This is a genomic window from Fictibacillus nanhaiensis (genome assembly GCF_049537595.1).
Lineage (GTDB): Bacteria > Bacillota > Bacilli > Bacillales > Fictibacillaceae > Fictibacillus > Fictibacillus nanhaiensis_F.
On the sequence record NZ_JBMULM010000001.1, the window covers coordinates 1,746,208 to 1,768,298 of the forward strand.

Annotated in this window: 19 protein-coding genes; 4 read left to right on the plus strand and 15 right to left on the minus strand. The window is 39.4% G+C overall.

Features of this window, described 5'->3' with window-relative positions:
• Positions 1-25 precede the first annotated feature (25 nt).
• From ACOZ9X_RS08805 to ACOZ9X_RS08870, 14 genes are all read right to left on the minus strand, one after another.
• Positions 26-1,462, minus strand: a complete 1,437-nt coding sequence (locus tag ACOZ9X_RS08805) for a hypothetical protein (protein WP_423417856.1) — start codon at positions 1,460-1,462, stop codon at positions 26-28.
• 34 nt (positions 1,463-1,496) lie between these two features.
• On the minus strand, positions 1,497-2,951 hold the full coding sequence (locus ACOZ9X_RS08810; RefSeq protein ID WP_423417857.1) for a hypothetical protein: 1,455 nt from the start codon (positions 2,949-2,951) through the stop codon (positions 1,497-1,499).
• 141 nt (positions 2,952-3,092) lie between these two features.
• Positions 3,093-4,400, minus strand: coding sequence for a 4-aminobutyrate--2-oxoglutarate transaminase (gene gabT / locus ACOZ9X_RS08815; RefSeq protein ID WP_423417858.1), 1,308 nt, complete (start codon positions 4,398-4,400; stop codon positions 3,093-3,095).
• A complete protein-coding gene (locus tag ACOZ9X_RS08820; protein ID WP_423417859.1) occupies positions 4,397-5,659 on the minus strand; it encodes a peptidase in 1,263 nt (420 codons plus the stop codon). The genes gabT and ACOZ9X_RS08820 overlap by 4 nt, the downstream gene beginning before the upstream one ends.
• Before the next feature lie 19 nt (positions 5,660-5,678).
• Entirely contained in the window at positions 5,679-6,341 is a 663-nt protein-coding gene (locus tag ACOZ9X_RS08825) for a 3-oxoacid CoA-transferase subunit B (protein ID WP_423417860.1), read from the minus strand.
• On the minus strand, positions 6,284-7,015 hold the full coding sequence (locus ACOZ9X_RS08830; RefSeq protein WP_423417861.1) for a CoA transferase subunit A: 732 nt from the start codon (positions 7,013-7,015) through the stop codon (positions 6,284-6,286). Before ACOZ9X_RS08830 ends, ACOZ9X_RS08825 begins: the two co-directional genes overlap by 58 nt.
• Positions 7,016-7,029: 14 nt before the next feature.
• Positions 7,030-8,397, minus strand: a complete 1,368-nt coding sequence (locus ACOZ9X_RS08835; RefSeq protein WP_423417862.1) for an aspartate aminotransferase family protein — start codon at positions 8,395-8,397, stop codon at positions 7,030-7,032.
• 360 nt (positions 8,398-8,757) lie between these two features.
• Positions 8,758-9,030 carry a YokU family protein gene (locus tag ACOZ9X_RS08840; protein WP_423417863.1) on the minus strand — a complete coding sequence of 91 codons (273 nt, stop codon included), beginning with the start codon at positions 9,028-9,030 and terminating at the stop codon, positions 8,758-8,760.
• A gap of 13 nt (positions 9,031-9,043) precedes the next feature.
• Positions 9,044-10,471 (minus strand): lysine 2,3-aminomutase, encoded by a 1,428-nt coding sequence (gene ablA, locus ACOZ9X_RS08845; protein ID WP_423417864.1) that lies wholly within the window; start codon positions 10,469-10,471, stop codon positions 9,044-9,046.
• 158 nt (positions 10,472-10,629) lie between these two features.
• Complete coding sequence (locus ACOZ9X_RS08850) at positions 10,630-12,033, minus strand: sigma-54 interaction domain-containing protein (protein WP_423417865.1); 1,404 nt, start codon at positions 12,031-12,033, stop codon at positions 10,630-10,632.
• A 50-nt stretch (positions 12,034-12,083) separates the two neighbouring features.
• Entirely contained in the window at positions 12,084-12,938 is an 855-nt protein-coding gene (gene ablB, locus ACOZ9X_RS08855; RefSeq protein ID WP_423417866.1) for a putative beta-lysine N-acetyltransferase, read from the minus strand.
• Positions 12,939-13,065: 127 nt separating this feature from the next.
• On the minus strand, positions 13,066-13,662 hold the full coding sequence (locus ACOZ9X_RS08860) for a trimeric intracellular cation channel family protein (protein ID WP_423417867.1): 597 nt from the start codon (positions 13,660-13,662) through the stop codon (positions 13,066-13,068).
• A 71-nt stretch (positions 13,663-13,733) separates the two neighbouring features.
• Entirely contained in the window at positions 13,734-14,564 is an 831-nt protein-coding gene (locus ACOZ9X_RS08865) for a PHP domain-containing protein (RefSeq protein ID WP_423417868.1), read from the minus strand.
• Positions 14,565-14,611: 47 nt separating this feature from the next.
• Positions 14,612-15,451 (minus strand): sulfurtransferase, encoded by an 840-nt coding sequence (locus ACOZ9X_RS08870; protein ID WP_423417869.1) that lies wholly within the window; start codon positions 15,449-15,451, stop codon positions 14,612-14,614.
• Positions 15,452-15,545: 94 nt separating this feature from the next.
• Here ACOZ9X_RS08870 and zwf point away from each other — a divergent pair, with 94 nt between their 5' ends.
• Both zwf and ACOZ9X_RS08880 read left to right on the plus strand, forming a co-directional pair.
• Entirely contained in the window at positions 15,546-17,048 is a 1,503-nt protein-coding gene (zwf, locus tag ACOZ9X_RS08875; protein ID WP_423417870.1) for a glucose-6-phosphate dehydrogenase, read from the plus strand.
• A gap of 3 nt (positions 17,049-17,051) precedes the next feature.
• On the plus strand, positions 17,052-17,663 hold the full coding sequence (locus tag ACOZ9X_RS08880; protein ID WP_191753519.1) for a cyclase family protein: 612 nt from the start codon (positions 17,052-17,054) through the stop codon (positions 17,661-17,663).
• Positions 17,664-17,720: 57 nt separating this feature from the next.
• Here the strand turns inward: ACOZ9X_RS08880 and ACOZ9X_RS08885 are convergent, their stop codons facing one another.
• Positions 17,721-18,980 carry an MFS transporter gene (locus tag ACOZ9X_RS08885; RefSeq protein WP_423417871.1) on the minus strand — a complete coding sequence of 420 codons (1,260 nt, stop codon included), beginning with the start codon at positions 18,978-18,980 and terminating at the stop codon, positions 17,721-17,723.
• 160 nt (positions 18,981-19,140) lie between these two features.
• On the opposite strand from ACOZ9X_RS08885, the gene ACOZ9X_RS08890 reads away from it, so the two are divergent.
• On the plus strand, positions 19,141-20,298 hold the full coding sequence (locus ACOZ9X_RS08890) for an aminotransferase A (protein ID WP_423417872.1): 1,158 nt from the start codon (positions 19,141-19,143) through the stop codon (positions 20,296-20,298).
• 128 nt (positions 20,299-20,426) lie between these two features.
• Positions 20,427-21,881: a UDP-N-acetylmuramoyl-L-alanyl-D-glutamate--2,6-diaminopimelate ligase gene (locus ACOZ9X_RS08895; RefSeq protein ID WP_423417873.1), complete on the plus strand. Its 1,455-nt coding sequence runs from the start codon at positions 20,427-20,429 to the stop codon at positions 21,879-21,881.
• Positions 21,882-22,091 lie beyond the last annotated feature (210 nt).

The following is a 22,091-nucleotide window of genomic DNA, read 5'->3' on the forward strand; positions in this document are numbered from 1 at the left end:
GTTATACTTTGCGGCAGTCTTTTTTCTACTGTTTATTAGGTGCAGGAAGTTTTAACGGGACTTCTACCTTTTCTTGTAAAGGGTGAATTTTTGCTATTTTTGAAAGAGTAATGGAGAGGTCACCTTTCGGAAGTCCGTCATGAAAAAATAATAAGAACCCGTATTTCTCACTATCGTACGTATGCATCACATCAAAATTTTGCAGTGTTTCCCCTGACGAATTTTTTATGGTGACGAGGTTGTTCATAAAACGTTCTTCGTTATGGATTCTATTCTCATTATAGTTTGGTTGAAAATAAAGATATCCTTCTTGTCCTACATTTTCTACTTTGCTCTCTATAGAAAACGAGATTCCTTTCTCGTTGTTAGAAACATCATTTTCAATTCCTCTGTAAATGACTTTATAATCACTGTCGTTAGCGATAACTTCATTTCTTGTTATATCTTTTTTTGGATTGCTTGCAAATTGCTCAAGATCTTGTTTAGATACTGAAAATGCATACGATTTGTCCGTTCTATGAATGGAGTGTGTAAACGACAATTTCAAATGATCTATATCGTCCAAATTAAGAAGATCATCTAGAGCAGTATACGTTTCCATAAAGTACCCTGAACCTTCATTTTCTGTGATATCTGCATGTAACGTATAATTATCCTGTCCATTTTCAATGGTTCCAACTAGAGAAACAAGATCTTTATCAATATTTGAGTCCAACTTGATTCTGGATCCCATCTGATAGATTTCAAACGTATCCAGGTGAACTTCTTTGTTGTTGTAAAGCTGCAGAGATTGATTAATTTTTTCTGCAGCAAGAACAGGAGGCAGTTCCAAAGCATGATGAGGCTTGACTTTAAAAGTTAAGTGATCTAACTTCATCTTCCCTTTGTTTGAAGTCAATGTCGGGTTCAGAAGCTTAACCGTCTCACTGCTAAAGACCTCTTTCCAATCTTCATCTGTTTTAATGTTATCATATTGCGCATGTAACATCATGGAACGGTATAATTTATGTTTGTATACAACACCACTGATCGCGCCTTCTCCTTCATACATATCGATAGGAAAATGAAAAGTCTTTCCCTTCTTGGACGTGATCTCAACTTGATTAACCGATAATCGAGGAATATCACTCTCCTGTTTATCCCGTTCTACAAGGTCTACACTGTATAGAATGTACAGCTGTTGTCCGAAGTTATAGATTCTTTCTACCTGGAACTTTCGCTGATTATTCGCTAACGGAATAGAGATCTGACTGTTTTTCAATAACTTGAAATGATCGGCAAACTTAAGGTCACTAAATTTTGATTTTTCTGTATCCATTAGTTCTTCCCAATCTTTCATCACAACAAAATTTTCATCGTTAACTTTCCACGTTGGCTCTGCGCTTTTTTCATATTGCGTGTAAATGACAAATGCAATTAACAGCAAGAGTCCAGTGATGATCTTATTTCGCTTGTTGCTCAAAGTAACCTGTCTCCTTTACCACTTTCATCGTTTGTCAGTTCATGATCATGATGTTCTTATATTTAATGTCCACAGGATTAATTAAAGGCTTTAGATAAGATAGATTTGATACCGTGATCGTCAAGTCCCTCTCAGGGATCAAGATCGGTTTCATCTCACCGTTTTCCATCTCTTCTTTGTTATAAAACGTGATATAGTAGGTGGCTTTGTTTTTTTCTTCTGAACTATGTACTTCGAAATTATTGATTCTCGTTTTCTTATCATCTGAAATCGAGATAACATTGTTTTTGTATACTCTTTCGTAATCATCAGGCACTTCGGCATCACTATAAAAATGATCAGGAATCAGACTCAGATGATGTAAAAGCTGACTAGAATCAGCGAATATGCTCAACTTTATCCTAGGGCTCCCCTCGAACATGGTCATCCCTTCATAGCGTACAATCGTATTATCTATTGTTAAAATTTCTTGGCTCTTTAAAATCGGTTGTTTCGTATTCGCTAAAAACGTTTCAATTTCTTTCTTTGGTATTGTCCATGAGAAAGAACGAGGATCTTTGTGTACGGAAGAAGTAAAAGTAACTGACCTTTCTTTTTTCTTGTTAACATCTCCTGGCATATCATATATGGGAACGTAAAACCCGCTTTTGTTCGTCCCTAATATCCCATACGTCAAAGGTTGGTCTTGTAATTTATTTTCTTTGCTAGTAAATCCGATTAAACTATCATCATTAGGGATTTCTACGCTTAGTCTTTGTTCATAAAGTAAAGCATCTATTGATTTAATCTTTACTTTTTTCTTATCACCATATGTAAACGTTTGATCGATCGGTTCACTTTTCAATACTGTTGTATAAGGATCTTCTGAAGGAACCGTTAACCCAATATCTTGAATCGTGTCTATCCCATTGTCTTTTGAAGAGATTTTAAGGTCTTGTAACCGAACGATATGAGCATTTGATACGATCGACCAATCGTTCTCTGAAGAATCGAACATAGTTGGCATCAGCATCATGGAGCGGTATAAACGGTGCTTGTAGACGAATCCTTCGTCCCTAGTTCCCGGTTTTCCCATCTCTTCACCAGCCTTGAGCACGAGTTCCTTACCATCTTTTGTCTGAAACTGCATGTTTTTAACAGAGAGCCGCGGAATATGATACTCGTCCTTATCTCTTTCTTTAACGTCTACACTGTATAAAAGATACATGCGTCCATTCATGTTCCAGAGCTTTTCGATTTTTAACGTTCGATACGATTCTTTAAGCGTCACTTTTTTGTCTACATCATTTAGAAAACCATACTTATCTATCAACTCTAATTCATCGAACTTGATATACTCTCTTTTCATTCCATCTTTTAATGAGTTTACAACCGAAAAGTGTTCCGCATTCACCGTCCAAGTTGGTTCAGCATTTTTTTCGTATTGTGTATAAACAACAAATCCACCAATTAAAACAGAGCCGATCAACAGTTTTTTAATGATTTGCAATTCTTACAGCCCCTTTAGTATCTATATCATCATATTAGCATAATTTTCCGAATTTTCATTCCGAAAATATCCAGTAATTTGAAAAACAAAGTTGAAATAATAAAGTAACCTCGCCTGAAAAGACGAGGTTACAATTAATATTTATGACGATACCATCTCACTTACTTTTGTAAGCTGTTTCTCAATCACGTTCAAGCCTTTGAGAAGCTGTTCATCAGAGATTACGAGTGGTGAGAGTATCCGTATAACGTTGCTATAAAGACCAGCTCCCATAATGGCTACGCCATTTTGGTTACAAAGTGCAATAATTTTTTTCGCACGATCAGGGTCTGGTGTTTTCGTCACTTTATCTTTCACGATCTCGAGTGCACACATAGCTCCTATACCTCGAACATCGCCGACAAATTCGTATTGATCTCTCCATTTTGAAAAGGTGTTGGTAATTCTTTCCCCGATCTGATTCGCTCTTGTTAACAAACCTTCTTCTTCAATCATTGAGATGACCTCTAGCGCAGCAACACATCCTAATGGACTTCCTCCATAGGTACCCCCGATCTCACCTGGCGCCGGTGCATCCATGATCTCCGCTCTGCCTGTTACTGCAGAGATCGGCAGGCCAGCAGCTATTGATTTTGACAGGGTCATGAGGTCTGGCACTACATCAAAATGTTCCATCGCAAACATTTTCCCGGTACGGCCGAATCCTGTCTGTATCTCATCAGCGATTAAAAGGATATTGTATTTATCACAGATCTCTCGAAGACCTTTAACGAACGTCGTGGAAGGTATAACGAATCCTCCCTCACCTTGAACGGGTTCAAAGATGATCGCAGCTATTTCCTCAGGTGGAACCTCTCCTAAAAAGAAGTCTTCGAATTTCTTTAAGATCGCTCTATCGGTCTCCTCGACATTACGATCCTCTCGATAATAATATGGATAAGGCATCTTATACGTTTCTGGCGCAAAAGGACCGAACTCAAACTTATATGGCTTTACTTTGCTCGTTAAACTCATTGCGAGCAACGTCCTGCCATGAAATCCTCGTTCGAATGAGATGATGGCTTTTCTGCCTGTAAATTTTCTAGCGATCTTAACCGCGTTTTCTACAGCTTCTGCACCACTATTTAAAAAGAACGTTTTCTTATGATGATCTCCAGGTGTGATCTCGTTCAGTTTCTCTGCAAGCTGAACGTACGGTTCGTACATCATTACGTGAAAACATGGGTGAATGTATTTTTCTACTTGGTTTTTAAGTGCTTCTACTACCCTGGGCGGACAATGACCAACGTTTAATGTTCCAATCGCACCAGCAAAATCAATATATTCGTTACCATCAACATCAACCATCGTACTTCCGCTAGCATGATCCACAAAATTCAAGACAGTATTAAAAGGACCTCTTGGGACGTTTAATTCTTTCCGCTTTAACAACTCTTCTGATTTCTTCATCCATTATCGCCTCCACACCAGTCATAGATCGTTAAAGCTATGATCTCAGCAGCTTCCATGATCTTCGAAATCTCAATATATTCGTTCGGATAATGTGCGACCCCTGTAACTCCTGGCCCGAACACGATCGCCGGAGTGTCGCCGACATGAGATAATAAGCCGCCATCAGTGCCCCATGGAGACGCTTCGATGATGGGTTTATCTCCAACTACCTCTTCAAAATTCTTTGAGAGCATGTTCATGAGAGGATGTTGTGTTTCTATCAATCCTGGCAGCCACTGTGCACCGAACCATTCTACAGAGATCTTATGCTCTTCTAGCCACGGGTCTGAAACATTTGATAGATAACTCTGAAGTTCGTTTTTTACTTCTTCCAAGGTTTCGTCAGGAGCAACGCCTATTCTTCCTTCTATTTCAACCGTATCTGGAACAGACGACGGCCAGTTTCCACCAGATATCTTACCTACGTTGATCGGAACGGGTATCGGTATATTCTTGTATAAAGGGTCTGTCACTCTATCATTTCTGATGATTTCCAACTGTCTGATAGCCTCTAATACGACTACCGCTTTTTCGATAGCACTAACTCCTTCATACCGTGTTCCTCCATGTGCCGCTTTTCCTTTTACGGTTAGCCGGAACCACATTGAACCTTGCTGAGCAGGAAAGATCTTCATATTCGTAGGTTCGGGAATAATGGCTGCATCTGCACTGTATCCTCGAAGAACTGCAGCGAGCGTACCTGCACCGCCACTCTCTTCTTCTATGACACTATGAAAGAGTAGATCGCCTTTTAACTGAACCCCTGTTTCTTTTAGTGCTTGAATGGCTAGCAAAAGGGAGAGGTTTCCCCCTTTCATATCTGTTGATCCTCTGCCGTAGAGTCTACCATCTATTATTTTTCCACTGTAAGGAGGATCGTTCCATTGGTTTAAATCACCTTCTGGGACGACATCCACATGACCGTTTAGAACAAGTGAACGGCCTTTCCCGTTTCCCCGCCAGATTCCAACAACATTAGGACTTGTACTGAAATCTGTCCGGCTTGCACAAAAATTAGGATGTTTCGCTAACTCTTCACCATCCGGATACCACATATCAACCTCGAGTCCCATTTCCTCAAGTTTTCTTGCGATCAACATTTGTACACCCGTTTCATTTCCAGTCGTGCTCGCTTCTTGAACCGTTTTTTGTAAAAAACGAATGGCGTTATCTTGTTCTTTCATCAACCAGTTTGAGAGTTTTTCTTTTACTAACATGTTTTACCTCCCTAACTTCTCATTGAAAAACAGAGATCTGTTCATCTAGAACGATAGAAGCACCCGTTGTCTGGATAACATCTTCTACCGTATAGGGGCTCATGATTTCACGAAGATAAAGTTTTCCATCTACACAATGAAAAACTGCTTTCTCTGTGATAATCATGTCTGCGCCTTCTTTGACCGTAAGCGGAAGAGAACAGTTTTTAACAATCTTAGGGTTTCCGTACTTATCCGTGTGGTTCATTAAAATAATGACTTTCTTTGCTTTTTGTGCAAGATCGATCGCTCCGCCCATTCCAGGAACCCGCTTTCCTGGGACGATCCAATTGGCAATATCACCTTTTTCACTCACTTCTAGTGCTCCTAAAATCGTTACATCAAGCAATCCCTTTCTAATGATTCCGAATGCCGTGGCACTGTCAAAGTAAGAAGCCCCTGGCTTGATGGAAACTGGATATCCTCCTGCATTCGATAGGTTACCATCTTCACTGCCTGCTTGTGGTGACCCACCCATGCCTAAGATTCCGTTTTCTGTATGCAGCATGATATGTAGGTCTTTTTCAATATAATCTGCAACAAGCGTGGGAATTCCGATTCCAAGGTTAACGATCATTCCATTATTTATTTCGAGGGCTGCCCTTCTTGCGATCCTGTGCCTTGTTTCAATTCCCAAACCCATTTCCAGTCCACTCCTTTACTCTGAATGATATAGTCTATAAAGACGCCTGGCGTAACGATTTCTTCCGGATTAAGGGAACCTACAGGAACGATCTCTTCCACTTCTGCGATCGTTATCTGTCCCGCCATAGCCACGAGTGGATTCGTATTTCGAGCGCTCTTATCATAGATGAGATTTCCGTACCGATCGGCTTTTTTGGCATAAACGATCGCCACGTCAGCCGTTAAAGCTGGTTCGATCATGTATTCTTTGTTCTTGAGCAAGACTTTTTCTTTGTTCGCTTCAACAACCGTTCCTAACCCAACATCTACTAAGATACCGCCAAGCCCCATACCTCCAGCTCTTATTTTTTCAGCAAGTGTACCCTGCGGAACAAATTCCACTTCTAGGGACCCATCTTGCATCTGCTTACCCGCTTCAGGGTTTGAGCCGATATGAGAAGCTATTAATTTTTTCACCCTTTTTTCCGTGATCAGCTTACCAGGTCCGATCCAAGGGAAACCTGTATCGTTGCTTATTAGAAAGATATCATTAATATCTTTTTCTAGTATGAGATTAACAAGAGTTGGAGGAGCACCCACTCCTCCAAAGCCGCCGACCATAAGTGACATGCCATTATGAAAATAAGCAGAGGCACTTTCTAGTGTGATCTGTTTATCAACCCCTTTGGCCATTCACAACACCTCTTTCAGCTAGTTGCTTCTGTAATATATAAACCTTCTGTAATGAGCTGGGTAGTCAGTTCACCAATGGATTGATCGAGAATATCCATAATATCTGTGATCTGTTCTTTCGTAACGTTCAACGGCGGAGACAAAAGAATAGAGTCTCCAGAAAACCCAGTTACTCCACCTACCGCAGGATAAACAAGCAGGCCGTTGTCAAAACAGATGGATAACAGACGATCGGTAACTTTTGTAGTGATCTCAAAAGGTTCTCGTGTGATTGGATTTTTAACAAATTCAATGCCACATAATAAACCCTTGCCTCTTACATCACCGATTAACGGGTATTTCCATTGAAGGCGCTGTAGATGATTGATCAGATACTGTCCCATGATCCCAGCATTTTCCTGAAGTTTGTTTCTTTCCATATAATCAATAACAGCAAGGCAAATCGCAGCAGATTGTGGATTGGCGCTAAACGTGTGTCCGCTCATCACTACTTTACTTCCTGCTTCAATCACGTTCATAATTCGGTCTGAAACGATAGTTGCGGCCATCGGTGTATAGCCTGCACTCATGCCTTTTCCTATTGCAATAATGTCAGGAGTTACATTCCAATGTTCCATCGCGAACATTTTCCCCGTACGGCCCATGCCTGTCATTACTTCATCAGCGATCAGTAAAATATTATATTTATCACAGATCTCTCTAATTTTTCCGAAGTATTCGTCTGGTGGTACGATCGCTCCTCCAGATGCGCCGATGATCGGTTCCGCGATAAAAGCAGCGATTTGGTCTGGTTCGATTGCTTGAATCAATGATTCTAAGTCATCTGCACATTTCACACCACAACCAGGATATGTCTCTTTTAATGGACACTGGTAACAATATGGTGGATGAGCAGCAGGAAAATCTTCAAGCAATGATGTGAACCGTTGTCGTCTTAGTTTGTGACCGGACATTGACAGTGCGCCAAGTGTTATTCCATGATAACTGGTCCATCGGGATATCACTTTTGTTTTCGTCATGTTTCCTTGTTCTTGAAAATACTGAATAGCAACCTTAAGTGCTGTCTCGGTTGCTTCTGATCCACTATTTACAAAGAACACTGAATTCAAATCTCCTGGAGCATAATGAGCTATTTTTTCCGCTAATTGTTCTGCTGCTTCACTTGTGAACTGCGAACGGTAAACGAAAGATACATGATTTGCTTGATTCCACATGGCTTCAGCAACTTCATGTACTCCGTGACCGATATTACACGTGATTGCACCTGACGATCCATCAATATATTGCTTTCCATTTTTATCGTATAAATAGATTCCTTTGCCATGACTGATAACAGGGTAATCGCTTCCTAGAACCGGTTTGATGAGATGTGATTTTCTCATAAAAAAGGCTCCTTCCTCATGAAGGTTAAAAAGGAAATATCTTTATTTATAGCTATTTTCACTGTCTCTCTCAGAAAGTTTAGCAAGCAGCTTTTAAATAATAATTTTATTGAGAACGCTCTTTTCTAAAAGATTGTTGTTTTTAACTCCTTGTCACCTTTGACAGTTGATTGTAGTGGAAGGTGCGAGACTCCTACGGGACAGGCGGGCAGGTGAGACACTTAAATGTGAAACATTCGAATGTGGCTCACCGCCTGCCCCGTGGAAAGCGAGCAGCCTGAAACGGAAATCAACACTTCCAATAGCAACAAAGTTTGCGAAAACAACCATTTAAAAAAGATACTTCCTTACTTACTGATGTTACAACTTAAAATAATTTTTCTTTAAAAACCTCGGTATGTTCATTAATTCTGTATAGGAAATCGTTGTATCTATCTTCTTAGTATCTATTAACATGAGTTGATCTTCTATCTCATCTACAATATGATCTTCTTGATATTCCATACCGCAAGAAGAACAGGACACAGAAGGGATAACAGTTATTTGGACGGCTCTTGAACCATCAGGCAGTTCCCAATATCCTGTTAATCCTGCCTTCTCTGCTTCTTCACTTTCACACCATAAGCACTTCATGTTATCCTCCTCTCTATGCATTTCTTTGTTCTTCAGGAGTTGCTGAAATTCCTTCGTCTTTTGTCTGCTCAAACTTATATTTTTTCTCTTTCAATTCATCACGTTTATCACGCTTATCTTTTAGTGAACTATGCTCAGGATTCGTATCATAATCTTCTCTTCGTTCAAGTCTCTTTAACCCTTTTGGTACTAGATTGAAAGCTTCATCGCTCATAAGTGCTGAAACTCCGATCGCAGGCTTGATGTGGCCTGTTCCCATCACTTCGTTAAAATAAGCATCGGCTCTTCCAGCTTGATAGTTTTGAGGTTCGGGATAAGATGTGATCACTCCTTCAAAGTTACGAAGCACTACCTTTTCTGGTGATTGAGAGATGAGATAGTTTGGCTGAACAGCAATCTTCCCTCCGCCTCCAGGAGCATCTACTACGAATGTAGGAACAGCGTAACCAGAAGTATGGCCACGTAATCCTTCAATAATCTCTAGACCTTTAGAAACAGGTGCACGGAAATGACCGATTCCTTCAGACAGATCACATTGGTAGATATAATATGGTCTTACTCTAATTTTTACAAGATCATGCATCAGCTTTTTCATGATAGGAACGCTATCATTGATTCCTGCAAGAATAACAGATTGATTGCCTACAGGAACGCCTGCATTCGCGAGCATCTCACACGCCTTTTTAGATTCTTCTGTAATCTCGATTGAAGTGTTGAAATGTGTGTTTAACCATACAGGATGATACTTCTTTAAAATGTTACATAGATTTTCTGTAATTCTTTGTGGGAAAACGACTGGAGCACGTGTTCCAATCCGAATGATCTCAAGATGAGGTATTTCTCTTAAGTTCTTTAATATATATTCTAGGATGTTGTCATTAATTAATAACCCGTCGCCGCCTGAGATCAAACAGTCCCTAACTTGTGGATTGTTTCGAATATAGTTAATGGCTGCATCCAATTGTTTCTTTGGTACACCCATACCGATCTGACCAGAAAAACGTCTTCTCGTACAATAACGGCAATACATAGAACATTGATTCGTTACAAGAAAAAGAACACGATCAGGATAACGGTGCGTAAGCCCTGGAACAGGGGAATCTTCGTCTTCGTGCAAAGGATCTTCCAAGTCGTATTTCGTCTTTAATATCTCCTTGCCGATCGGAACGGATTGCATTCGAATCGGACACCGTGGATCGTCTTGATCCATGAGCCAAGCATAATAAGGTGTAATATTTAACGGGATCGTCATCGTGGAAATTTTAACGCCTTCTTCTTCTTCCGGAGTCAAGTTGATGATACTCTTAAGATCTTTTAAATTTCTGATGGTGTTAGTCAGCTGCCACAGCCAATCGTTCCATTGCTCTTCTGTAACATCTTTCCATAAATCAAATTCACTCCAATGTTTCTTTGGTTTGAATAATCCATTTACTACAGGCATTCTAATGACCTCCTTTATTTCTACACTCTTCAATCATGCAAGAAGCGTGCCAACTTACAGAAAGTTCAGAATATAACGATTTATCCTTAGTTTATGCATCCGCTTCACAATGTGGGCCGATTAATAAAACAAAAGTGAACTGCCGAAAATCCGGCAGTTCACTTTTGTTTTATTTTATATTGCAGAGTTTGTCTAGGAACTCCTAAAATTTTTGCGGCTTGAAGGATATTGCCAGAAGTATGTTGGAGTGCCATCTCTATGATCTGTTTTTCATAATCTCCTAAAGCTTTTCTTAATGAAGGTATGTTTGAAAGTTCTTTTCTGACAGTACGTCCATTCCGATCAGGATTGATTATATGTTTCGGAAGTAAGGAAGACTCGATCAAAGAACCATTTTCCGCAAAATTCATACAGTGCTCGATTGCGTGCTTGAGTTCTCGAACATTACCTGGCCAAGAATAACGGTGTATGAACGCTTGAGCTTCAGATGTAAATCCTCGTACCTTTTTTCCAAAGTTATGATTAAAATAGTCTACAAAATGTTTTACTAAGAATGCAATATCCCCTTTTCTTTGCCTCAACGGGGGCAATTCAAAATAAACTACATTTAACCGATAAAAAAGATCTCTTCGCAACTTTCCATTTTCCATACAAACATCTGGCCGTTCGTTTAAAGCAGAAATGATCCTAACATCAACCCTTCTTGATACATGACTTCCTATGCGCTCTACAACACCTTCTTGAACGACTCTTAATAGCTTTGCTTGCAATTCAACAGGCATCGAATTCAGTTCATCTAAAAATAGAGTGCCTCCATCTGCTAGTTCAAACACTCCTGGCCGATCGATGCTACCAGTAAAACTGCCTTTTGTTGTTCCGAATAATATCCCTTCAAGTAGTGGCCCCGGAATAGCGGCGCAGTTTTGAACGACGAACGGATTTGAAGAACGTTTAGAAGAATTGTGTATCGCTTGAACAAACATCTCTTTGCCTGTTCCCGTTTCTCCATACAACATGATCGGCGAGTTTGTTTGAGAGGCTTGGTTACATTGTAATTTTACCTCGTTTAATTCAGGATCATCTGTGATGATATCGGAGAAGTGATAAGCTGCCAGCGGTTGATCTTTATTTGTTTTTTTCTTAACTTTCATCTTTTTTTGCAGATCGATCAGCTGTTCAGACAGAACTTTAATCTTTGAAAGATCTTTTGCTACCTCAACAGCACCTATCAGTTCTCCATTCAACCAAAGTGGCAAGGTAGAATTTACCGTGTCGATCTGTTTGCCTTTTCGATTCATATAGGATTGATGTTCATTAAAGATGGGTTTCCCTGTTTCTATAACTTTAAGTAATGTGCTCGTTTCCTTTGTTAAGGAAGGAAACGCATCAAGTACATGATGTTGATGAACCTCATCAGATGTTAAACCATCTAATGAGGCAGCCACCGAATTATAAAAAATAGTTATTCCATCTGCATCAACTACATGTATACCCTCATCAATCGTCTTTAATATGGCATTTAAAGTTTCTGCTGTTTCTAATGATTTAGATATCAAAAACATCACCACCACGAGTGCTTAATTTTTGTCACTACATGCCTAAAATTCGGCACTCATTTCGATAAATCCTTCACCCATATGTTCATATCTTCGTATTTATCAAAAATTTTACAGTTATTCGCTAGCCTCCCTTTAAATATGTAGCCTTTTTGATGAAAAACGGCATTCATACCAAAAGAGAGGGCTCTAGCGATTGAATAGGAACAATAGATATTTCTTTGGAATAACTCTTTTTCAAGCTGATCAATCAGATGCTTCATAAGACCAAATTTTCGGTGCTCTGGGGTTGTCGCACAATCTGTGATCTCAGCATTATGATACGTCTCATTGACGTCTGCAGAAGCAGCACTAACGATTCGTTTATCATGCTCAATAACACAAAATAATGTGCCTGAATGAATCATCTTCCGTACATACTCTGCATCGTTCATTGGTGTAGGATACACTTGGAATACGTTCCCATAAAGCTCTGCAAGTGAATTGGCATCCTCTATATCAGCCATCCTTAAAGAATAGTTGCTTTGAAGAGGCTGATTTTTTGATCCTGTTCCTATCTTTACAACATCTTTTAAAATACGATCTTCATCTACCCAATAAGCGCTGTTTCTTCTGTCATTTGCAAGGTATTTACACATAGCGAATGCTGAGGCACCATTAAAATATCCACTAAACTCTCCTTCGTAAATATAACCAAGCTCTTGCCAATAAGAGAGATCATCTTCTTTCGATTTAACAATGATTTTATGAAATCCATTGATTACCGCTTCTTCTTCAAGCCATTCTGATAAAAAGTTGATGTTTCCACGATAATCGTCTGCTCGTATGCGTTCACTGTAAAAATCAAAACATATATCTGCGATAAAATGGGCCTTATTGATTCTTTTGTTTTCGTAGTATGTGGTCTGCATGGTTTTTGCCTCCTATAATGTCCTGTTTCATAACTTCCATAATATATGCATAGAATCCTGCACAAAAAACCACCCTCTGTTTTAGGGTGGTTTCATATATGGCTGTTAAGTTAAGATTGCTTTCATATCATAAAGCCCTATGTGGAAGTTTCCAATTGAGTTTCAGTGACAACATTCTAAACACAACTAAAGAAACAAAAAGAAGCATATATTCCACAGTGCTATTAACAATATTCAGACCAACGACTAAACCGCCTAATAAAGCCCAAACAGCATAGATCTCTTCACGTAATACGACCGGCTTTCGGCCAGCCAGTACGTCACGAATCATACCTCCGCCAATACCTGTTAAGATCGCAGCAACGATAACAGCACTGATGGGATGATTCATACTTGTCGCAGCGATCGCACCTTGAATCGCGAATGCAGAAAGACCGATGGCATCAAAAAAATGAAGGCTCCTCTTAGAGAATTGAATCATGCTCTCTGGCATAAAAAACACGATCCCCATAGAGGCCAGTGCTGATTTCAGTAGAAGTCCCTGCTCCCAAATCGTGTCTACAGGAAGGCCGATTAACACATTACGCAATATCCCTCCGCCAAACGCTGTGACGAGTCCTAAAATAAAGACGCCCAAAATATCATAATCTTCTTCCATTGCAACTAATGCACCTGAAATGGCAAATGCGATCGTTCCAATGATGTTTAATAAATCCCAAGTCAAACCCATTCTTCCTCTCACAATCAATATGCTCCGTATTGAATCTTATAAGGTTCTAGGCCGACTGGCAAGCTTTATTTACTAAAACTTCTCAATTCGTTTAAGGTGCTGATCGGAACTGAACAGCTGCCTATGTCTCCATGGAAAACTTCGCCATTACGAAAGCCATGAAAATCACTTCCAGCTGTTTTGATTAGAGAGTATTCATCTGCTAAACCCTCATAAAAAACTACTTGTTCCTCTGTGTGATCTGGATGGCTATACTCTAGTCCGACCAAACCTTTCTCACTTAGGATCGGAATAAGTTCATCTGCTTCGTAAATACCTGGATGAGCTAGTACAGGTACTCCTTTTGCTTGTTTGATCAATTGAATCGCTTCTATAGGAGAGATGCGTTCTGTTGAAGCATAAGCAGCTTTCCCTTTTCCTAGATACTTTTCAAATGCTTCTGGAAGTGATTTCACAATTCCTTTTTCCATCAAAATCTCTGCAATATGCCCTCTTCCTACATTTCCTTTGCCATGTCTTTTCGCTTCTAATTCCGATTCCTCTAATGGAATTCCGAGGTTGTTCAAATTTTGAAGAATCATTTTATTTCTTTTATCTCTAACAGAAGTAAGACTGCTTAATGCTTTTAAAAAGTTTTCGTCTTTATAATCTACAAAATAACCTAATACATGAATGTCTTGGCCTTGATATAGTGTACTTATCTCGACACCTGGAATCACGGTAAATCCTGGGTAGTTATTCGCTTCTACCATCGCTTCCTCAATTCCATTCACGGTATCATGATCAGTGATCGCGATCGCTCCAAGACCTTTTTCAACTGCTCTTCTAATATTATCAACAGGAGAATAGGTCCCGTCAGATGCTGTGGTATGAGTATGTAAATCGCATTGTTTCATTATTTAATTCTCCTAAATAATTAAATTGATTACGGTACATGAAATTTTTAATCAGTCGTTTCTTTTATTATTGGATTTTCAACATAGCTGATCCAATCACTCCAGCTGCCCGCATATAGGGATTTATCAGTGATTCCCGCTTCATCCATAGCCAGTATGTTTACACATGCCGTTACACCAGATCCGCAATACACAATAACTTTTTTATTTCCATTCCAACCATTATATTTCGTTTGTAGTTCTTGCTGGCTTTTCCACCAGCCCGGTTTATGCATATGACTTTCCCAAGGGATGTTTATCGCATTAGGTATATGACCCCCCACATGATCGATAGGCTCGAACTCTCCTGTATATCGTTTGAATTCTCGGGCATCGACGATAAGTATATCCTCTTTGTTCATTTCACGTAATACGTCTTCTTTGCTCTTCAACATTTCAACTCTCACTTCTGGAGTAAAATGTGCAGGTTTCTCGGTAGGCATTTTACTTGAGATGGCATATCCTTTTTCTTTATAGTGTGTATAGCCGCCTTGCATGACATAAACGTTATCATGTCCTAAGTATTTCAAGATCCACCAAAGTCTTGCAGCCATGCTGCCTGATTGATCATCATAGGCGACAATAATTTTTTCAGAGTCAACACCACAACGGCTAAAAAATTGTGATAGTATGTTTACGGAAGGTAATGGATGACGACCACCATGGGCTGAAACTGTGCTTGAGAGATGTTGCTCAAGATCCACATAAATAGCAGATTCAATATGATCGTTCTTATACAGTTCATACCCTTTTTGCGGTTCAGCTAATGAGAACCTGCAATCAAAGATCACGATATCAGCACTGTTCACCTTTTGGTTCACCCATTCAGGACTTACGAAATTTGACATATTTGACCTCCTGTTTTATGAAGTGGTTCGTTATTTTAACTTCATCTAGGGAAAGCTGTAACTATTAGAAAAGATAGAAAGAAGTGACGTACAGATGATACATAGTATTCCTAACGCATCCATCGTATTGTTCGGAGCGACTGGTGACCTTGCTCACAGAAAACTTTTCCCCGCTCTTTATCAATTGTATCAAAAGGGACATATGAAAGAGAACTTTTCTGTTGTAGGTGTTTCAAGAAAAGAATTCTCTCATGAAGAGTTTCAAGCTGAAGTTGCCTCTGCTATTCATGAACATGCAAAAGGTGCAGACCGACAAATCGTAGAAAAGTTTGCTTCTCATTTTTATTATCTAAAGATGGATGTAACGAGTGAAGCAAGCTATCATGAGCTTGAAGAACTATTGAACGTACTCGACAGAGATTATCAAACGAATGGAAATCGCCTCTATTATCTGGCGATGGCTCCTAAGTTCTTCGGAACGATTCCGACTTTCTTAAAATCAGAGGGAATCACGAATACAGAAGGTTGGCAACGTATCGTTATCGAAAAACCTTTCGGCAATGACTTGCCTTCTGCAACGAAGTTAAATGAAGAGATCCAACAAAGTTTTAATGAGAATGATATTTACCGCATCGATCACTATCTTGGAAAAGAGATGGTTCAGAACATCCAAGTGATTCGTTTCGGAAATGCTATCTTCGAATCGATCTGGAACAATAAATATATTGACTCTGTTCAGATCACTTCAAGTGAAACATTAGGTGTAGAAGATCGAGCAGGTTATTATGAAAAATCGGGTGCCCTGCTTGACATGGTACAGAATCATATGCTTCAAATGGTCATGATGGTGGCGATGGAACCGCCTGGTGAATTAAAACCTGAACACATCCGAGACGAAAAAGTTAAAGTTCTTCGATCATTGCGTTTCTTTTCAGAAGAAGAAGTGAAGAAGAATGTGATACGCGGTCAATATTCTGAAGGAACGATGAACGGAAACCAAGTTCCTGGTTATTTGAACGAGGATAACGTAGATCCAGAGTCTCGAACCGAAACTTTTGTAGCGGCTAAGCTATTCATTGATAATTTCCGATGGACAGGCGTTCCGTTCTATATTCGTACAGGTAAACGTATGGCTGTAAAATCTACAGAGATCGTTATTCAATTTAAGCAGGGTCCGATGGCACTTTATCATGCGAACACAGAAAATTATCAGCCTAACTTGTTAAGAATTCATGTTCAACCAGATGAAGGTGTTAGCCTTACACTTAATGCAAAACCAAAAGGTGATACTCCTGATCTCTTGCCGATCGATATGACTTACAATAATAATAGTACAGCAGAAATGAATTCACCTGAAGCATACGAGAAGCTTCTGCACGATTGTCTTCTTGGTAACTCTACTTATTTCACGCGATGGGATGAAGTGGCACTCAGCTGGGACTTTATTGACCGCATCACGAAATCGTGGCAAGACGGAACAGGTTCTAAGCTCACACACTATCCATCAGGAAGTATGGGGCCTGAAGAAGCTGAGGAACTATTAAAAGCTGACGGACATTCTTGGTGGGAACCTACAAAAGTAAGAGAGGAATGTTAATTCATGAAAATATTTGATGTCTCTTTACCGATCTTTGAGGGAATGCCAGTCTATAAGAACAAACCTGAAAAACAACCCGAGTTCAAAACAGCACAGAATGCTCATGTAACAGAAACACGCATCTCAATGGATGTTCATACAGGAACACATGTTGATGCACCGCTGCACATGGTTCCTGGCGGTGATACGATCGAAACTCTTCCGATCGAAAAATTGGTTCGAAAAGCTAAAGTGATCGATCTTACAGGGTCTACTGGTTTTATTTCTGCTGAAGATCTTGCCGATAAAGATATTCAAAAAGATGACTTCGTCTTATTTAAAACAAAAAATTCCTGGGATACTGAGTTCAATTTTGAATTCATATATGTAAACAGTGATGCAGCTAAAGTGTTGGCTGAAATCGGTATAGCAGGTGTTGGAATTGACGCATTAGGGGTAGAGAGAGCACAAGAAAACCATCCTACTCACAAACAGCTATTTCAAAACAACATCATCATTATCGAAGGACTTCAGTTAAAAGAAGTTCCTGAAGGCGAATATCTAATGGTCGCTGCTCCTCTAAAGATAAGAGGTCTTGATGCATCGCCTGCAAGAATCGTACTTATAGAACAATAATAAAACAAGGGCTTGCATAGATCCACATGCAACGCCCTTGTTTTTTTAAATTGATTCTTATTCTAAAGCAGGTTTTAATTTCTGAGTCGGATTAGGATCTTTCTTTTCTTCATCTCCCCCGCCTTTTTCCTTATCAGGTTTGATAGCAAAAAATGCAGCAATGGCTCCAATAATACTTACTCCTGCCGAAGTATAAAAAACAATCTCATGTGATTGTTTCATGAGAATCGCATAGATGGGTGGTCCTAGGGCTACACCAACAAATCTCATAGAACTATAGATGGAAGTGATCGTGCCTCTAGCTTCTTTTTCAATTCCTTCTGTGATTAATGCATCTAAACTTGGCAGAGCCGCACCAATTCCTATACCTGCCACAAAAAGTGCACCTAAAAGAAAATAGACGTTTTCTGTAAACGTGATTAAAAAGACAGAACCGCCCAAAAGCACCATAGAGATAAATGTACACCATTTCATGATGATTTTATTTTGTTTGATCTTCTTTCCTGCAATAAAGGAGGCTATGGAAAGTGCTAATAACGGTAAAGCGATTACTAATCCTTTCATAACACCCTTTACACCATACTTCTCTTCTAATATGGTCGATAGATAAAACAAGATACCAAACAGAACAAACATGATAATGCCACCGATTAAAAAAATGGCGAACAGCCATCTTCCTTCGTTATGGAAAATTTTCTTTACGTTTTGTAAGTATTCTTTAAAAGGTTGTTTTTCTTGATCCGTTTTTGGCACTTTAACTAAGAACATGACTAGCAGGATAGAAATAATACAAAATACAGGGATGAGCCAGAACGGTAAAAACCATACGATTGTTGCAAGAAATGCTCCTAATATAGGACTCAATACTTTACCAATCGTATTGGATGTTTCGATCAATCCTAAACCTGAACTCACTTCTTCTTCATCCTTAAACATGTCCCCTACTAAAGGTAAGACGACGGGTGCGGCTCCTGAAGAACCAACTCCCTGAAAAAACCTCCCAATAAGTATAAAAGTAAATGCATGATCCGATTGCCATGCCGCCCAACCACAGATCAAGCCTCCGATTCCAGCTATAAAAAGGCTAGGGATGATTACTTTTTTACGCCCAAAACGGTCTGACAGATATCCAGCGATCGGTATTAACAAAATAGCAACGATCGAATACACCGTAATGATCAACGAAACCTGAAAAGAGCTTATATTTAGTTCTTTACCGATCTCAGGCAAAACGGGTATGAGCATAGAATTCCCCAATGTCATAACAAGGGGAATGGATGCGAGTGCAAGTAAGTCCCACTTTTTCTTTGCTTCCATAATTTCCTCCAAAACCGTACTATTACATCTTTAGTATTGTAAAAAGTCATAAAACCATACAAGAAAATCCACCCATTGACTCAAGAAACGAATTAAAGCTACACTAATGGCAACGTTAATTTGTCAATTGGTGCGATATGAAGAAAGGAAGTTATTTTTTGTGGAACAATTATTAAACAACAGAGCTAAAAGCATACAAATTTCAGGCATTCGAAAATTCTTCAATGAAGTGACTCAGTTCCCAAACGCGATTTCATTAACATTAGGACAACCTGATTTTCCAACACCTATGCATGTAAAAGAAGCTGCGATTAGAGCGATACATAATAATCAAACGGTATATTCTCATAACGCAGGATACATGGAACTTAGAGAAGCAGCATCTTCTTTCCTAAAAGAAAAATATGCTCTTACTTATGACCCCGCGTCTGAAATCATTGTAACGGCCGGGGCAAGTGAGGCTATTGACATCACATTACGAACCATTTTGAGTGAAGGCGATGATGTGCTTCTTCCTGCTCCCATCTATCCTGGATATGAACCCGTAATTACTCTTTGCGGTGCGAATACTATCTATATGGATACAACACAAACAGGGTTTAAGGTGACACCCGACCTAATCGAAAAACATATTACAAATAGAACAAAAGCGATCATCATCCCTTCTCCTTCTAACCCAACAGGTGTTGTTTTGGAGGATCATGAATTACAGGCTCTTGCTCAATACTTCTCAAACAAAGATATTTTTGTAGTATCTGACGAGATCTATAGTGAATTAAAATACGAGGGTGAACATCGATCGATCGCGAACTATGATGGCATGCGTGAAAAGACGTTTGTGATCAACGGACTTTCAAAATCACACAGCATGACCGGTTGGAGAATTGGGTTGCTGTTCGGGCCAAGTAATCTCATGCAGCATGTATTGAAAGTTCATCAATATAATGTCACTTGTGCTTCGACCATCTCTCAGGCAGCTGCTATTCGAGCATTAACGGTAGGCAAAAATGATGCTTTCGATATGCGTACCGCTTATAAAGAGCGGTTAGATTATTGTTACGAACGACTTCACAAGATGGGATTTATGTTTGAAAAACCGAACGGAGCATTTTATCTCTTTATTTCCATAAAAAAATATGGACTCTCTTCATATGAATTTGCGTTAAAACTTTTACAAGAACAAGAAGTTGCTGTTGTACCAGGTGATGCATTTACAGTTATCGGAGAAGGATATATACGCATCTCCTATGCCGCTTCTATGGAACAGTTAAAAAAAGGTATGGATGGCATAGAAAACTTTATAAATTCCCTAACGTAAACTGCCCTCAAAATGGGCAGTTTTTTCGAATAAGTTAACATAAACATATTACGGTTAATTTAAAGTTTCTGAATAAGAACTTAAATTAGAAAAAAACTATAATGAATTTATTCAAAGGATGCGTTTTTGTGAAGTTAAATGCTTTATTAAGTCACTTATCTATACAACCTATCATTGAGGATGATCCTGAGATCACAGGCATCACATCCCACTCTAAAAAAGTTAAACCCGGAAACTTGTTTTTTGCGATTTCAGGTGTACAAGCTGATGGCCATCAGTACATACAAGAAGCATTTGATAATGGCGCCGCAGCTGTGATCGGTGAATATGATGAGAACATAGGTCCTGGTGTTTATATATACGCTGAAGAAACAAAGCGTTTATTGAGTCTTGCCGCTTCTTACTTTTATGAAGAGCCATATAAAAAACATAAGATGACGGGCATTACAGGAACGAATGGAAAAACAACAACATCCTTTTTATTACAGCATATCCTCAATGTTCACGGTATGTCTTCTGCTCTTTTTGGCACGGTATATCACTATATCAATTCCGAAATTGTGAAAAGTTCACATACTACACCAGATCCTGTTACCCTGCAGAAGATGCTTTTAGAAAGCGATGATGATGTAGTTGTTATGGAAGTTAGTTCACATGGGATCGAACAGCATAGGATCGATGGGATAACGTATGATCAAGCGATCTTTCTAAATTTAACGCATGATCATCTTGATTATCATGGTACGATGGAATCCTACTTTCTCTGTAAATCTAAATTGTTTTCTTATTTAAAGAATAAAGGAACGGCCATTATCTGCAGTGAAGGTGAGTATGGCAGGCGGTTAAGGGATGAACTGCGGTCAAAAAACGACTTACAGATCTGGACCTATGGTAAACGAAAGTCTGATGACTTTTATATTGAAGATGTCGGAATTGATTCTTTTAACCTTGTGCATGAAACATTACAGGTGAACGTTTCATTACCATTACCAGGAGAATACAATGCCCTAAATACCACTGCTGCGATAGCCGCTGCATTAGATTATGGGATCCCGATAAAGAACTCTGTAGAATATCTAAAAAGTTTCGGAGGAATTCCCGGTCGCTTTGAAGAGATCACACTTCATAACGGGACAGAAGTTATCGTTGATTATGCGCATACTCCTGATGGAGTTTCTCAAGTGCTTGAAGCCGCGAGCAAAAAAGCGGGAGATCGTCCTCTTTATCATGTTTTTGGATTTAGAGGAAACAGAGATCTATCGAAACGGACTGATATGATTAAGATCTCATTAGAATTCAGTACGAAGACCGTCTTAACGGTAGATGACTTAAACGGTATAGATCGTGATCAATTACTTCTTGAAACGGAAGAAGCAATTCCTAGATCTTCTCACCGGCCTGTGATCATAGAAGATCGGACAGATGCTATATTCTTTGCTCTTAAAGAAGCACCAGCAAACTCAGTAGTAATCATTACGGGTAAAGGACCTGAAAAGTATAAAGAAACATACAATCACCCTTCTACGTCTGATCTTGCTTCTGTTGAGCTATACCAGTCTTTAAACAAACCGACTTGTATCTAAAGAATAGAACGAACCAAAAAGAACAGCACCCTCATCAAAGAGAGTGCTGTTTTTTTAAAGGCTATTTTCGTAAACTTTGTTGTTTTTGGGAGTGTTGATTTCCATTCCAGGCTGCTCGCTTTCCACGGGGCAGGCGGTGAGCCACATTCGTACGTTGCACTCTTAAGTGTCTCACCTGCCCGCCTGTCCCGTAGGAGTCTCGCACCTTCC

Excerpts from the sequence above, each read along its gene's own strand:
- ablA (WP_423417864.1), bottom strand. The coding sequence starts at position 10,471 with ATGCCTGTAGTAAATGGATTATTCAAACCAAAGAAACATTGGAGTGAA.
- ablB (WP_423417866.1), bottom strand. The coding sequence starts at position 12,938 with ATGCAGACCACATACTACGAAAACAAAAGAATCAATAAGGCCCATTTT.
- zwf (WP_423417870.1), top strand. The coding sequence starts at position 15,546 with ATGATACATAGTATTCCTAACGCATCCATCGTATTGTTCGGAGCGACT.
- ACOZ9X_RS08820 (WP_423417859.1), bottom strand. The coding sequence starts at position 5,659 with ATGTTAGTAAAAGAAAAACTCTCAAACTGGTTGATGAAAGAACAAGAT.
- ACOZ9X_RS08870 (WP_423417869.1), bottom strand. The coding sequence starts at position 15,451 with ATGTCAAATTTCGTAAGTCCTGAATGGGTGAACCAAAAGGTGAACAGT.
- ACOZ9X_RS08840 (WP_423417863.1), bottom strand. The coding sequence starts at position 9,030 with ATGAAGTGCTTATGGTGTGAAAGTGAAGAAGCAGAGAAGGCAGGATTA.
- gabT (WP_423417858.1), bottom strand. The coding sequence starts at position 4,400 with ATGAAGAAATCAGAAGAGTTGTTAAAGCGGAAAGAATTAAACGTCCCA.
- ACOZ9X_RS08850 (WP_423417865.1), bottom strand. The coding sequence starts at position 12,033 with ATGTTTTTGATATCTAAATCATTAGAAACAGCAGAAACTTTAAATGCC.
- ACOZ9X_RS08830 (WP_423417861.1), bottom strand. The coding sequence starts at position 7,015 with ATGGCCAAAGGGGTTGATAAACAGATCACACTAGAAAGTGCCTCTGCT.
- ACOZ9X_RS08825 (WP_423417860.1), bottom strand. The coding sequence starts at position 6,341 with ATGGGTTTGGGAATTGAAACAAGGCACAGGATCGCAAGAAGGGCAGCC.
- ACOZ9X_RS08865 (WP_423417868.1), bottom strand. The coding sequence starts at position 14,564 with ATGAAACAATGCGATTTACATACTCATACCACAGCATCTGACGGGACC.
- ACOZ9X_RS08880 (WP_191753519.1), top strand. The coding sequence starts at position 17,052 with ATGAAAATATTTGATGTCTCTTTACCGATCTTTGAGGGAATGCCAGTC.
- ACOZ9X_RS08835 (WP_423417862.1), bottom strand. The coding sequence starts at position 8,397 with ATGAGAAAATCACATCTCATCAAACCGGTTCTAGGAAGCGATTACCCT.
- ACOZ9X_RS08885 (WP_423417871.1), bottom strand. The coding sequence starts at position 18,980 with ATGGAAGCAAAGAAAAAGTGGGACTTACTTGCACTCGCATCCATTCCC.